Source organism: Cellulomonas gelida, from assembly GCF_006538725.1.
Taxonomy (GTDB): Bacteria; Actinomycetota; Actinomycetes; order Actinomycetales; family Cellulomonadaceae; genus Cellulomonas; species Cellulomonas gelida.
The window spans coordinates 15,448-28,495 of the sequence record NZ_BJLQ01000010.1 but is presented as its reverse complement, the minus strand read 5'-3'; the positions used below and the strand labels follow the sequence as shown (position 1 = coordinate 28,495).

The following is a 13,048-nucleotide window of genomic DNA, read 5'->3' as shown; positions in this document are numbered from 1 at the left end:
GGAGCCGCGACGGCTCGCGGAGGTGCCGTGACTCGCGAAGCTCACGTGGTCGGCCCAGGGCTACCGCAGGGCGGGCCGCCGCGGGCTCGGCAGGTCGGGAACAGGCACGCCCTGCGCCTTGAGGAGCTCGGCGACCACCGCACGCCAGCACTTCTCGGCCTCGTGCAGGTGCCGCGCGACGTCGTCGGGCGCGACGTGCCCCGCGACCCCGAAACCGTCCGCCGCGTCGAGCGCGTCCTGAGCCCGGTAGAACGCGGCACGCGCGGCCCGGTACTGCGGGGTCGTGTGCGCCCACGGCGGGGTCGCGACCTCGAGCGCGCCCGCGGCCTCGTCGAACATCGTGCGCACGAGCGCGACGGCGTGCGGACGCTCGGCCAGACCGAGTCGGTCGGCCCCCGCGGCGACGGCGGACACGACGCCCGACAACGCCAGGCGCTGGACCGTGACGTGCAGGGCGGTCGGGTCGATCCGCTGCGCGAGCAGGAGCGACAACGTGCGGCCGAGGGTCGCCTCGTCGAGCTCGCGGCGGCGCCGTCGGGCCCGGTCGGCGGCCTCCTGCGCCTGCTGGGCGCGCAGCGCCGCCGCGTGGGCCTCGCGCTCGCGGCGCTCCGCCTCGTGCCGCAGCGCGCTCTGGTGGCGCGTGACCACGTCGGCGGCCAGCCGCACGTGGTGGGCGCTCTCGGCCTGCGCGCGCGTGACGAGCTCGGACGCGTACGAGCTGAGCGGCGCGGCGTGGCCCACGTCGGTGTAGCCGAACAGCGCGACGCGATGCTCGTCGGCCCACAGGACCGCCGTCTTGCTGTACCCGGCGCGCGAGTAGCAGACGGCCGTCCGTCCGCCCGCCGCGCGGTGCAGGCGCTCGACCGTCTCGCGCGAGACGGGCGAGCGGTAGTGCTCGACGAACGCCGCGAGGTCCTCGCCGACGAGGTCCAGGGCACCGTCCTGCGGCGCGGTCGTGACGTGCGCGTCGAGCCGGGCGAGGACGATCCGCGCGTGGCGTTCGGCGAACTTCTCCGCCTCCCGCCACCGCGGGTCCTTGCTCACGGTGCTCACGTCCCAGGCCCTCCCGCCGGTCCGCTCGACCGTACGGCCGGCCGGGCGTCCCCCGCGCGGCCCGCACGAGTGATCGTTCGGGTGACCGGGTGCCAGGACCTCGCCCGTGCGGGCGACACGTCCGGGTGACGCCGACGGCCGGACGGCTCAGTCCTGGTGCGGAGCCTCGTCGCCACCTGTGCCGGGGGCGGCGACCGTGACGGGCTCGCGCTCGGGGGTCGTGGCGACCGTCCGGCGCCGCCGCCGGACGGCGAGCACCACGAGTCCGAGCAACCCGACGACGACGAGCCAGGGCAGCATCGCGCCCAGGACGACCATCGTCACCGAGATCGTGGAGACCAGGGCGTCCCACCCCGCCTCGAGGCCCGACAGGAACGTGCCGGAGCTCTCGGCCGTCTCGACCGGCAGCGTGCCCGGCCCGGAGACGGTGACGTCGATGGTCGACAGCGACACCTGCCCCTGGAGCCGTGCGCGCTGCGAGCGCAACGACTCGAGGTCGCCCTGGCGCGAGGACAGCGCGGCCTCCGCGTCGAGCAGGTCCTTGGTCGTCGTCGCGGAGGTCATGAGGGCCTCCATGCGCGCCACCGAGAGCTCGAGCGCGTGGATGCGGGCGTCGAGGTCCTGCGCGGCGTCGGTCACGTCCTCGGCCCGCAGGTCCACGTTGCTGACCCGGCCGAGCTCGCCCAGCTCCTGGATCGTCGCGGAGACCTTGGCCGCCGGGACGCGGATGGTGAGCGACGCCGTCGCCACGGCGTCGGCGCTCGCGGCCGACTCCGAGCGCGCGTCCACGCGGCCGCCCGAGCGCTCGACGTAGGTCGCGAGCTCGCGCGCCGCGGCGAGCGGGTCGTCGGCCTCGACCCACACGGACCCGGTCTGCACCACCAGCCGCGCCTCGTTCGGTGACGACGACCCGTCGTCGTCCGCCTTCCCGCCCGACTCGTCGGCGGCGCTGTCGCTCCCGGCATCGACGGCGGCGGGCGCCGCGCCGCCGTCGGCCGCGTCGTCGGCGCTCGCCGAGCAGCCGGCGAGCAGGAGCCCGACGAGCATCGCGGCGGATGCCCAGGTCAGCGCGGACGGGCGGAGGCGACGAGACAGCGTGGTCATGCTGCGACCGTAGGGACTCGGACCCGGCGCCGGGGTGGACGTGGTGCAATCGTGACGTCGTCGTCACCGGATCGCAGCCCGCGGCGGCGCCCGGTGCTCGTGGCGGAGCGTGCGCACCGACGGTGGTCGAGGCGTGAGAAGGCTCGCGAAACCGGTTGACCGGCTTCCTGGGCGGACGTACGGTCGCGCTCGACGGGTCGATCCAGACCCGAACCGCGGAGGTAGGCGCCATGCACGGACGACGGGGACATCCCGCGCGTTCCCGTGCCGTACGCGCGTGGTCGATGGATCTCGAGTCGCGATACCTCTGCGCGTTCCGCTGTCCGCGCTGACCGGAACGCGCCACCCCCGCCCGACCAGGCCGCCGATCCCGGCGCCCGTCGGCCCCGTCCGGCCCTCTCCGGCCGACCCCGCCATTTCCTGATCGTCCGCGCACCGCTCGCGACCGTCGCGTCGTCGCCCGGTCCGTGCCGTGCTCGAGGAGTACCCGTGTCCCTGGTCCTGGACCTCCCCGTCCGAGCGACGCCCCTGCTGGGCGTCGCGCCGGCCGACGGCCTCGGCGGGGCCCCACGCGGGGCGCCGGAGGACGACGTCGTCGTCGTGTTCGAGCACAACGTCCCGGTCGCAGGCGGCTCCTTCCATGCGCTCGCGCCCGCGGCGACGCACGCGGACGGCGCTCGCGTCGCTGAGCTCACCGGCGTGTGGGCGGTCCCCGGACGCCACCGCCGCGACCGGATCCGGCGCGCGCTCGCGGTGCTCGAGTCCACGGCCGCGACCGCGGGCTACGCACGCCTGCAGGTGGCGGTCGACCCGTCGCGGACCGACGCCCTCGCGCTGCTGCGCGAGCGCCGATTCACCCCGGTGGTGGCTCCCGACGAGCCGTCGAGCGACGTCGAGCTGGAGAAGCGGCTGCGCGCGTGAGCCGCTCGAGCACCGTCCCGGACCACAGGTGCTGGGCGGCGTACGCACGCCAGGGCGACCAGCCCTGCGCCCGCGCCTCGACGTCGCGCGGCTTGTCGAGCCCGAGCGCCTGACGCAGCACGAGGTCGCCCGCAGGGAACGCGTCGCGCAGGCCGGTGGCGCGCAGCGCGAGGTAGTCGGCCGTCCACGGGCCGATCCCGGGCAGCGCGACGAGCGCCGCGCGCGTCGCGTCCGGGTCGTCCGTCGCGCGCAGGTCGAGGCCGTCGGCGCACGCGCGGGCCAGGCCGACGAGCGTGCGGGCGCGGCTCGCGGGGACGCGCAGCACCTCCCGCAGCGCGTCGGGGTCGGCCGCGGCCACGTGCGCCGCGCTGGGGAACAGCGTGAGCCCGTCGGCCCGCACGGGTCCGAGCGCGTCCGCGAGGCGGCCCGTGAACGTGCGGGCCGCGGCGAGCGAGACCTGCTGGCCGAGCACCGTCTGCGCCGCGACCTCGAACGCGTCGACGTGCCCGGGGACGCGCAGGTGCGGCCGGGCGGCGACGAACGGCCCGAGCACGTCGTCGTCCCGCAGGTGCTCGACGACCGCCGCCAGGTCGTCGCCGAGCCCGAACCACTGGTCGAGCAGCTCGACGACGCGCGCGCTCGACGTCGCGCCGGCTCCCGGCGGGCGCGTCCCGATCCCCGGAACGGGCACGAGACGCGCGCTGACCTCGTCGTCCGCGAGGTGCACGACGAGACGCAGGAGGCCGCCGTCGTCGTCGGGGACGAGCCGCTCGACCGTCCCGCTCGAGGCCGTCGCGCTCGAGGCCGTCCCGGTCGGCGCCGTGGCGTCCGTCGTCAGGGTCTCGACGCCGGGCACCACATGCGTGGCGAGGTAGGCGAGCGCCGCCCGCGCGTCGAACGGGACCCGCACGACGACCGCCCCGTCCTCGGCCGGCGGCGCGAGAGCGGGCACAGTGGCGGGCACAGCGGCGGGCGCATCGGCGGGCACGGAGGTCATCGCTCGCCACCGTAGCTGGCCCTACCGTGGGGTCCGTGCCCCAGGACTCGCCGCTCGACCCGCACCGCCACTCCTACGGCTCGCCCACGGCGCCCGTCACGATCGTCGAGTTCGGCGACCTCGAGTGCCCGTACTGCCGCGCGGCCGCGCCGGTGCTGCGCGACGTCGTCGCGACGTCCGACGGTCGGGTCCGCCTCGTCTGGCGGCACTTCCCGTTGTTCGAGGTGCACCCGCACGCGCTGACTGCGGCGCTCGCCGCGGAGGCGTTCGCCGCGCACGGCCGGTTCTGGGACCTGCACGACGCGGCGTTCGCGCACCAGGACCGCCTCGCCGACCCGGACCTGCGTCGGTACGCGAGCGAGGCGGGGATCGACCCCGACGAGGTCGTCGGCGAGGCGGTCCAGCGCTGGGCGCCCGCGGTCGAGGCGGACTACCTCGAGGGCCTGTCCCACGGGGTCGGCGGGACCCCGACGCTGTTCATCGACGGCACGCGCTACACCGGCCCGATCACCCCCGACGCCCTCCGCGCCGCCACCACCACCTGACCCGCCCCCCACCACGCCCACCCAGCGGTTGCTCAGGCCTGGGGCCGCCCAAGCCGGAGCGAACGCTGGGTCACCGGGGTGCGGTGGGGCTGGGCCGCGGCTACCTCCACGGTGAGCCAGCGGTTGCTCAGGCCTGGGGTCGTCAGAGCCGGAGCGGACGCTGGGTCGGCGGGGTGGTCGGGTGGGGTGGGCGTGGCAGGGTGGGAGCGTGAGTTCCACAGCGTTGGTGACAGGGGCAGGCCGGGGGATCGGGCGGGGGATCGCGGTCGGGCTCGCGCGCTCCGGGTACGACGTGGCGCTCGTCGGGCGGACGCGTGCGCACCTCGACGAGACCGCGGCGCAGGTCGCGCAGGAGGCGCCCGACGTCCGCGTGGTGGTCGCCGCCGCGGACCTCGTCGACGCGACCGAGGTGGCCGACGCGGTCGCGCGCGCGGAGGACCGCCTCGGCCGGATCGACCTCGTCGTGAACAACGCGGGCGTGATCGAGCACGACGAGACGGACTTCGTCTCCGACGACGTCGAGGACTCCTGGCGCGTCGTGGAGACCAACGTGCGCGGCCCGATGCTCGTCGCGCACGCCGTGCTGCCCGCGATGCTCGCGCGTGGCGAGGGCCGGCTCCTGCAGATCAACTCCGGCTCGGGCTACAACCGGCAGACCCAGTACACGGGCTACGGCATCAGCAAGGGCGCGCTCGCGCGGCTCACGACGCTGCTCGACGCGCAGTACCGCGACCGGGGGATCCGCACGCTCGACCTCGCGCCGGGCGTCGTCGCGACCGACATGACCGCCGCGATGCCCGTGCACGCCGACCGCACCGCGTGGACGTCGGTCGACGCCGTCGTCGCCTTGGTGCGCGCGTTCGGCGACGGCGAGCTCGACGCGCTGTCGGGCCGGTTCGTGCGTGCGGGCGCGGACACGGTCGCCTCGTTGCGAGCGGCCGCAGCCGAGATCGTCCGCCAGGACGCGCGCCGGATCCGGGTCCCGGCCTACGGACCCGACGACCCGCTGGCCTGACCGTCCGCGCTCGTCGACTCGTCGGGGCCGACCGACGGCTCCCCGATGCCTGACAGCTCCGACGAGGCCCCGGTGCCCGACGAGGCCCCGGTGCCCGGCGGTTCACCCGTGCCCACGGCTGACTCGGGTGCGCGCCAGGGCAGCGGCGGGAGCGACGTCGGGGCCGCGCGCGGCGGTGAGCACAGGGGCAGCCGTTCGCCCAGCCAGCGCAGCAGCACCGACCCGGTCGCGGCGGCGAGCAGCGAGCCCGCGAGGATCCCGACCTTCGCCTGGCTGAGGTGCTCCTCGTCGTCGAACGCGAGCTCGGCGATGAACAGCGAGATCGTGAACCCGATGCCCGCGAGCACCGCGCCGCCCAGCAGGTGCCCATAGCGCACGCGACCGGGCAGGTCACCCATGCCGAGCCGGATCGCGAGCGTCGCGGCGCCCGTGATGCCGATCGCGTTGCCCACGACGAGGCCCACCACGACCGCGAGCGTCAGACGCGAGTGCGCAGCCTCCGACAGGGCCTCGGAGTCGAGCCGCACGCCGGCATTCGCGAGCCCGAAGAGCGGGACGACGACGAACGCGCTCCACGGGTGCAGCATCCGCTGCAGCCGGTCGCTGGCCGGGACGGCCGCGCGCGCGGCGAGCTCGGCGAGGTGCTCGCGGTCGGCGGTCGTCTCCTCGACGAGGTCGCGCGCGTACCCGCGGACGGCCTCGACGTCCTCGCGGCGCGGCGCGGTGGCCGGCACGATCAGCCCGACCGCGACCCCGGCGAGCGTCGCGTGCACGCCCGACGCCTGCACCGCGACCCACAGCGCGAGGCCGCACAGCGCGTAGGGCAGCAGCCGCCACACCCGCAGCCAGCGCAGCACGAGCAGCGTCAGGACGAGTGCGCCGGAGATCGCCAGCGCCACCAGGTTCACGTCCGCGGTGTAGAAGACCGCCATGACCGTGATCGCGCCGATGTCGTCCACGATCGCGAGCGTCAGCAAGAACAGGCGCAGCCGGTCCGGGCACGCGGGGCCGAACAGCGCGAGGATCCCGACGAGGAACGCGGTGTCGGTCGACATCACGACGCCCCACCCGTGCTGCACGTCGGTCCCGGTGGTGATCGCGAGGAACAGCAGCACGGGGACGACGAGCCCACCGAGCGCGCCGAGCGCGGGCACGGCGACCGTGCGGCGGTCGCGCAGCTCGCCGCGCGTCGCCTCGCGGCTGATCTCGAGCCCGACGACGGTGAAGAACACGGCCATCGCGGCGTCGTTGACCCAGCCGTGCAGCGTCAGGTCGAGCCCCCACGTGCCGACGTGCAGGCCCGCGGTGGTGTGCCAGAGCTCGTCGTACGACGCCGACCACGGGGAGTTGACCCAGACGAGCGCGACGACGGTCGCCGCGAGCAGGACGAGCGCCGAGCCGGCCTCGGTGCGCAGGAAGTCCCGCACGTTGGGCGTCAGCGTGGGCACGCGGACGCGCAGCGCAGGCCCGACGCCCGCACTCGTGGAGCTCGCGGTCACAGGTCTCGCTCGACGTCGCCGCGCAGCGCGGCGACGTGGTCGGGCACGTACGTCGAGAGCTCCCGGGGCGGGCGCTCGTAGCCCGACGAGGGTGCGGGGCGGTCCGGCAGGACGACCTTCTCGTGCGGCACGTCGGTGTACGGGATGGTCGACAGCAGGTGCGCGATCATGTTGAGCCGCGCGTGCTTCTTGATCTCGCTCTCGACGACGAACCACGGGCTCGCGGGCACGTCGGTGTGGACCATCATCTCGTCCTTGGCCCGCGAGTACTCCTCCCACTTGGAGATCGACTGCAGGTCGGTGGTGGACAGCTTCCACTGGCGCAGGGGGTCCGCGAGGCGCGAGCGGAAGCGGCGCAGCTGCTCGGCGTCGGAGACCGAGAACCAGTACTTGCGCAGCAGGATCCCGTCCTCGACCAGCATCTGCTCGAAGATCGGCGTCTGCCGCATGAACTTCGCGTACTCCTGCGGCGTGCAGTAGCCCATGACGCGCTCGACGCCCGCCCGGTTGTACCAGGAGCGGTCGAACAGCACGATCTCGCCCGCCGACGGCAGCTGCGCGACGTAGCGCTGGTAGTACCACTGCGTCTTCTCGCGCTCGGTGGGGGTCGGCAGCGCCGCGATGCGTGCGGTCCGGGGCGACAGGTACTCGGTGATCCGCTTGATCGTGCCGCCCTTGCCGGCGGCGTCACGTCCCTCGAAGATCACGGCGATCCGCGCGCCGGACGCCCGGGTCCACTCCTGGACCTTGACCAGCTCGGTCTGCAGCCGGAAGAGCTCGGCCTCGTAGACCGAGTTCGGGATCTTGTCCCGGTCCCGTTCGCCGCCCTTCCTGGACTTCTTCGCCTTCGTCCCCATGCGGGGACGCTACCGCGCCGTCCCGTTCGCAGGGAGGTGGGAGAGCTTCGTGGTCGAGCGGCCCCCGGTGGTGCGACGACCGACAGTCGAGCGCGGGGCGGTGCGCCTCCTCTGTCGCGGAATCGTCGACGAACGGGGCCTCCAGACCGCATCTGCGGTCCTAGAGTGCTCTCCGTGGCGCATTTCCGGATCAGCGAGGCGGCCGAGCTGCTCGGCGTGAGCGACGACACCGTGCGTCGCTGGGTCGAGGCGGGGGCGCTGCCCGCGACCACCGACCCTGCGGGACGGGCCGTGGTCGTCGGCGCGGACCTCGCGGCGTTCGCGGTCGGGCGCGCGGCCGCGCCCGACGACCCGGCGGCGCACCGCTCGTCGGCCCGCAACAGGTTCGCCGGGCTCGTCACCGCGATCACGGCCGACACGGTCATGGCGCAGGTCGAGCTGCAGTGCGGGCCGTTCCGCGTGGTCTCGCTCATGTCGAGCGAGGCGGTCCGCGAGCTCGGCCTCGAGGTCGGCTCACGCGCGTCGGCGGTGGTCAAGGCCACGACGGTGCTCGTCGAGACGCCCGGGGGTGCCCGGTGACGCGCCCCGTCGGCTCGCGCGGCGTGGTCGCGACGATCGCCGCGGGCGTCGCGCTGCTCGCGCTCGCGGGCTGCGGCTCGTCGGCGGGCGGCGTCGGTGGCGAGGCGACGCCCGGCGGTGGCGCGCGTGCTGCGGCGTCGTCCGCCTCCGCGACCGCCTCCGCCGACACGCTGTCCGGCGAGGTGACGGTCTTCGCGGCCGCGTCGCTCGAGCCCGTGCTCGACGAGCTCGCGGCGGCGTTCGTGGCCGAGCACCCGGCGGTGACGTTCGCACCCGTCACCTACGACGGCTCCTCGACGCTCGCCACGCAGCTCGCGGAGGGCGCCCGCGCGGACGTGCTCGCGACGGCCGACCGCGCGAGCATGCAGGACGTCGTCGACGAGGGGCTGGTCGAGGGCGAGCCGACCGTCGTCACGACCAACACGCTGCAGATCGTCGTGCCCCCCGGCAACCCCGACCACGTGGGCTCGCTCGCCGACCTCGGCGCGCTCGCCGGGGCCGGCGGCAAGGTCGTGGTCTGCGCGGCCGAGGTCCCGTGCGGCAAGGCCGCGGCCGCTGTCCTCGACGCGGCGCACGTCGCGCTCGCGCCCGCCAGCCTCGAGCAGAACGTGACCGCGGTGCTGACCAAGGTCCGCGAGGGCGAGGCGGACGCGGGGCTGGTCTACCGCACGGACGTGCTCAGGGCCGGCGACGCGGTCGAGGGCGTCGACTTCGCCGAGTCCGCGGACGCCGTCAACGAGTACCCGGTCGCGGTGCTGCGAGGCGCCGCCGCACCCGGCGCCGCGGCGGCGTTCGTCGACTTCGTGCTGTCGTCCGAGGGTCAGGCGCTGCTGACGGCGCGCGGCTTCACACCGGCACCGTGACACCTCGCGGCATCGACGTGCGGCCCACGACGAGCGCACCCCGCCTGCTGTGGGTGCCCGCCGCGCTCGCGGTCGCGCTGCTCGTGCTGCCGGTGGTCGCGCTCGTCGTGCGCGCCGACTGGTCGACGCTGCCCGCCGACGTCACCTCGACCGCCGCCCGCCAGGCGCTCGCGCTGTCGCTCGGCACCTCGCTCGTCGCGACTGCGTGCTGCCTGCTGCTGGGCGTGCCGCTCGCCCTCCTGCTCGCGCGGGCGTCGGGCTGGGGCGCCGACGTGCTGCGCGCGCTCGTGACGCTGCCGCTCGTCCTGCCGCCCACCGTCGGGGGGATCGCGCTGCTGTACCTGCTCGGGCGGCGTGGCCTCGTCGGGCGGTCGCTCGACGCGTGGTTCGGCGTCACGATCCCGTTCACGACCACGGCCGTGGTGATCGCGCAGGTGTTCGTCGCGATGCCGTTCCTCGTGCTCGGGCTCGAGGGTGCGCTGCGCACCTCGGGCACGCGGTACGAGACGGTCGCCGCGACGCTCGGCGCGGGGCGCTGGACGACACTGCGCCGCGTGACCCTGCCGCTCGCCGCGCCGGGCCTGCTCGCCGGGACCGTGCTGTGCTTCGCGCGGGCGCTCGGCGAGTTCGGGGCGACCGCCCTGTTCGCGGGCAACACCCCCGGCGTCACGCAGACGATGCCGCTCGCGATCTACGCCGCGTTCAACGGCGCGGGCGTGACGCAGGGCGCGGCAGTCGCGCTGTCGCTGCTGCTCGTGGTGGCCGCGGTCGCGGTGCTGCTGGTCGCGCGCGCGTGGCGGCCGGGCCGGATGGGCAGCGCATGAGGCGACTCGACCGGCCACGCCGTCACGCCGCACGCTCCCGCGAGCCGGGGACGCTCGTCGCGGACGTCGGCGTGCGTCGCGGCTCGTTCGAGCTCGCGGCGGCGCTGACCGTCGAGCCCGGGCGGGTCACCGCGGTGCTCGGGCCGAACGGAGCGGGCAAGTCCACCCTCCTGGCGCTGGTCGCGGGCACGCTGGGGGTCGAGAGCGGCCACGTGAGCGTGGGGGGCCGGGTGCTGACTCGGGGCGGAGCGGGTGCCGGCAGGACCGGGGCCGCAGCTCCGGACGGTCTCGAGCCTGCCGTGCAGGTGCCCGTCGCTCGGCGTGCGGTGGGGCTGCTGGGCCAGGACCCGCTCGTGTTCCCGCACCTGGACGTCCTGGAGAACGTCGCGTTCGGGCCGCGGGCCGCGGGGATGCGTGCGGGCCCGGCGCACGACGAGGCGCGTGGGTGGATCGAGGCCGTCGGCCTGGGGACGTTGCAGCGTCGTCGGCCCGACGAGCTGTCCGGGGGCCAGCGGCAGCGTGTGGCCCTCGCGCGCGCGCTCGCGGCCCGCCCGGACGCGCTGCTGCTCGACGAGCCGTTCGCCCAGCTCGACGTGCGCACCGCGGCGGAGCTGCGCGACGTGGTCCGCGAGCACGTGCGCGCGACGCGCGTCCCGACCGTGCTGGTCACGCACGACGTCGTGGACGTGCTCGCGCTCGCCGACCACGTCGTCGTGCTGCACGACGGCATCGTGGTCGAGCAGGGCGACCCGGTCACGGTCCTGACCGACCCGGTGCACCCGTTCACCGCCGCCCTCGCCGACCTCAACCTGCTGCGCGTCACGCTGACCACCCCGACCACCCCGGCCGCCGCCGGCCCCACCACCCGCGCGGGCGCGCCCCGGCTCCTTCGCTCGCCCTCGCTCGACCTCACCCTCAGCGGTGGCGGTATGGCGCAGTGGGTGGAGAAAGCGTCGCCTGGCGTGACTTTCTCCACCCACAGTGAGCTGCAGCTCACGTTCTCGCCCGGCGACGTGCGGATCGTGGGGAGCGGAGCGACCGGGTCCGCCGGTGACGAGGGCGGCGGGGCGGGCGGGCTGGTGTGGTCCGCCGTGGTGGTGGACGTCGAGCGGGGGCCACGCGGGCTGCGCGTACGGACCACCGACGACGTGCTGGTCGACGTCGCGGCGGCGAGCGCGGTGGCGCTCGACCTGCGGCCGGGCACCGCGCTGACCCTGCGCGTCGACGCCGCGGACGTGCGCGCGCGGTCCGTCTGACGCCCGACTTCTCACACGCGCACCGCCCGACTCGTGCGCGAAAGGTTCCCGCGACGCAACAGCGGGACCACCGGGGCCGAAACATCCTGTTCCTAGCGTCAGGGACGTCCGAGCCCCCACCGAGCCCCGGAGGCCCCCATGGCGCAGCCGCTCGTGACCGTCGACCCGCAGGCGTCGACTCCCGCACCCGTCCCGCCCGGCGTCGCCGCACCAGGCGCCCCGCTCGTCCACCGTCCCGGCCGCTGGATCGACGGCTGGAACCCGCAGGACGAGGGGCAGTGGACGGCCGTCGGTCGGTTCGTCGCCCGGCGGAACCTGGTCCTGTCGATCTTCGCCGAGTTCCTCGGCTTCGCCGTCTGGGCGCTGTGGAGCATCGTCGTGCCCCAGCTCCCCGAGGCCGGGTTCGTGCTCAGCGTCGACCAGATGTTCTGGCTCATCGCGGTGCCCAGCCTCGTGGGCGCCACGCTGCGCATCCCGTACACGTTCGCGGTGCCGGTGTTCGGTGGCCGCAACTGGACGATCGTGTCCGCGCTGCTCCTGCTCGTCCCGACGATCAGCCTCGCGGTGGTCGTGCAGAACCCGGACACGTCGTTCGGCGTGCTGCTGGGCGTCGCGGCGCTCGCGGGCGTGGGCGGCGGCAACTTCGCGTCCTCGATGGCGAACATCTCGTTCTTCTACCCGGACCGTGAGAAGGGCCGCGCACTCGGCTTCAACGCGGCGGGCGGCAACCTCGGGACCGCCGCGGTGCAGCTCGCGGTGCCGCTCGTGATCGTGGCCGGAGCGGGCGTCGCGCTCGAGCGCGCGGGCCTGATGTTCGTGCCCCTCGCGATCCTCGCGGCCGTGCTGGCCTGGCGGTGGATGGACAACCTGTCGAGTGCGAAGTCCGACCCGCGCTCGTACGGCGTGGCCGCGCGGCAGCGGCACACGTGGATCATCTCGTTCGTCTACATCGGCACGTTCGGCTCGTTCATCGGCTTCTCGGGGGTGTTCCCGACGCTGCTCAAGGGCACGTTCCCCGAGGTCACCGCGTCCGTCGCGTTCCTCGGGGCGCTCGTCGGCTCGGTCGCCCGCCCGCTCGGCGGCACGCTCGCGGACAAGCTCGGCGGCGCGCGGGTCACGATCGCCGCGTTCGCGGTCATGGCGGCGGGGGTCGTCAGCGCGATCTTCGCGCTGCGCTCGCACAGCTTCGGGGCGTTCCTCGCGTCGTTCCTCGTGCTGTTCGTCGCGACGGGGGCCGGCAACGGGTCGGTCTACCGCATGATCCCGGCGGTCTTCCGGCACGGCGCCACGGACGACGAGGACCGGACGCGGCGCGCACGGGCCGCTGCGGGATGCCTGGGCATCGCGGGTGCCGTCGGGGCGTTCGGCGGGTTCCTCATCCCGCGCGGCTTCGCGATCTCGACCTCGGCGACCGGCAACATCCAGGCCGCGCTGTGGGTCATCGTCGGGATGTACGCGGTGATGGCGCTGGTGACCTGGGCGGTCTACTCGCGCCGCGGGTCCGCGTTCGGCCGGACGAGCATCTGAGAGCCGGC

Annotated in this window: 13 protein-coding genes; 8 read left to right on the top strand and 5 right to left on the bottom strand. The window is 75.1% G+C overall.

From position 1 onward, the window contains the following. Positions 1-60: 60 nt before the first annotated feature. Both CGE01nite_RS06430 and CGE01nite_RS06425 read right to left on the bottom strand, forming a co-directional pair. Entirely contained in the window at positions 61-1,053 is a 993-nt protein-coding gene (locus tag CGE01nite_RS06430) for a hypothetical protein (protein ID WP_048342034.1), read from the bottom strand. Positions 1,054-1,200: 147 nt separating this feature from the next. After that, positions 1,201-2,157: a DUF4349 domain-containing protein gene (locus CGE01nite_RS06425; RefSeq protein ID WP_141369723.1), complete on the bottom strand. Its 957-nt coding sequence runs from the start codon at positions 2,155-2,157 to the stop codon at positions 1,201-1,203. 489 nt (positions 2,158-2,646) lie between these two features. Between CGE01nite_RS06425 and CGE01nite_RS06420 the strand changes: the two genes are divergently transcribed. After that, on the top strand, positions 2,647-3,078 hold the full coding sequence (locus CGE01nite_RS06420; protein WP_141369721.1) for a hypothetical protein: 432 nt from the start codon (positions 2,647-2,649) through the stop codon (positions 3,076-3,078). On the opposite strand, the gene CGE01nite_RS06415 is transcribed toward CGE01nite_RS06420, so the two are convergent. Next, a complete protein-coding gene (locus CGE01nite_RS06415; protein ID WP_141369719.1) occupies positions 3,011-4,075 on the bottom strand; it encodes a DNA-3-methyladenine glycosylase 2 in 1,065 nt (354 codons plus the stop codon). The two genes, CGE01nite_RS06420 and CGE01nite_RS06415, sit on opposite strands and share 68 nt — an antisense overlap. 35 nt (positions 4,076-4,110) lie before the next feature. On the opposite strand from CGE01nite_RS06415, the gene CGE01nite_RS06410 reads away from it, so the two are divergent. Together CGE01nite_RS06410 and CGE01nite_RS06405 are read left to right on the top strand one after the other, a co-directional pair. Beyond that, on the top strand, positions 4,111-4,620 hold the full coding sequence (locus CGE01nite_RS06410; protein ID WP_141369717.1) for a DsbA family protein: 510 nt from the start codon (positions 4,111-4,113) through the stop codon (positions 4,618-4,620). Positions 4,621-4,828: 208 nt separating this feature from the next. Further along, positions 4,829-5,635, top strand: a complete 807-nt coding sequence (locus CGE01nite_RS06405) for an SDR family NAD(P)-dependent oxidoreductase (RefSeq protein ID WP_229747386.1) — start codon at positions 4,829-4,831, stop codon at positions 5,633-5,635. Here the strand turns inward: CGE01nite_RS06405 and nhaA are convergent. Together nhaA and ppk2 are read right to left on the bottom strand one after the other, a co-directional pair. After that, positions 5,608-7,134: a Na+/H+ antiporter NhaA gene (gene nhaA / locus CGE01nite_RS06400; protein WP_082156208.1), complete on the bottom strand. Its 1,527-nt coding sequence runs from the start codon at positions 7,132-7,134 to the stop codon at positions 5,608-5,610. The two genes, CGE01nite_RS06405 and nhaA, sit on opposite strands and share 28 nt — an antisense overlap. Continuing rightward, positions 7,131-7,991, bottom strand: a complete 861-nt coding sequence (gene ppk2 / locus CGE01nite_RS06395; RefSeq protein WP_048342029.1) for a polyphosphate kinase 2 — start codon at positions 7,989-7,991, stop codon at positions 7,131-7,133. The genes nhaA and ppk2 overlap by 4 nt, the downstream gene beginning before the upstream one ends. 174 nt (positions 7,992-8,165) lie before the next feature. On the opposite strand from ppk2, the gene CGE01nite_RS06390 reads away from it, so the two are divergent. From CGE01nite_RS06390 to CGE01nite_RS06370, 5 genes are all read left to right on the top strand, one after another. After that, complete coding sequence (locus CGE01nite_RS06390) at positions 8,166-8,570, top strand: TOBE domain-containing protein (RefSeq protein ID WP_141369713.1); 405 nt, start codon at positions 8,166-8,168, stop codon at positions 8,568-8,570. Next, a complete protein-coding gene (gene modA, locus CGE01nite_RS06385; RefSeq protein WP_141369711.1) occupies positions 8,567-9,433 on the top strand; it encodes a molybdate ABC transporter substrate-binding protein in 867 nt (288 codons plus the stop codon). The genes CGE01nite_RS06390 and modA overlap by 4 nt, the downstream gene beginning before the upstream one ends. Then, positions 9,430-10,257, top strand: a complete 828-nt coding sequence (locus CGE01nite_RS06380) for an ABC transporter permease (protein WP_082156140.1) — start codon at positions 9,430-9,432, stop codon at positions 10,255-10,257. The genes modA and CGE01nite_RS06380 overlap by 4 nt, the downstream gene beginning before the upstream one ends. Next, positions 10,254-11,513 carry an ATP-binding cassette domain-containing protein gene (locus CGE01nite_RS06375; RefSeq protein ID WP_141369709.1) on the top strand — a complete coding sequence of 420 codons (1,260 nt, stop codon included), beginning with the start codon at positions 10,254-10,256 and terminating at the stop codon, positions 11,511-11,513. The genes CGE01nite_RS06380 and CGE01nite_RS06375 overlap by 4 nt, the downstream gene beginning before the upstream one ends. A gap of 138 nt (positions 11,514-11,651) precedes the next feature. Continuing rightward, positions 11,652-13,040 (top strand): MFS transporter, encoded by a 1,389-nt coding sequence (locus CGE01nite_RS06370; RefSeq protein WP_048341518.1) that lies wholly within the window; start codon positions 11,652-11,654, stop codon positions 13,038-13,040. Positions 13,041-13,048: the final 8 nt, after the last annotated feature.

Bases quoted from the DNA above. Each gene is read 5' to 3' on its own strand.
- CGE01nite_RS06425 (WP_141369723.1), bottom strand. From the start codon at position 2,157: ATGACCACGCTGTCTCGTCGCCTCCGCCCGTCCGCGCTGACCTGGGCA.
- CGE01nite_RS06415 (WP_141369719.1), bottom strand. From the start codon at position 4,075: ATGACCTCCGTGCCCGCCGATGCGCCCGCCGCTGTGCCCGCCACTGTG.
- ppk2 (WP_048342029.1), bottom strand. From the start codon at position 7,991: ATGGGGACGAAGGCGAAGAAGTCCAGGAAGGGCGGCGAACGGGACCGG.
- CGE01nite_RS06375 (WP_141369709.1), top strand. From the start codon at position 10,254: ATGAGGCGACTCGACCGGCCACGCCGTCACGCCGCACGCTCCCGCGAG.
- CGE01nite_RS06370 (WP_048341518.1), top strand. From the start codon at position 11,652: ATGGCGCAGCCGCTCGTGACCGTCGACCCGCAGGCGTCGACTCCCGCA.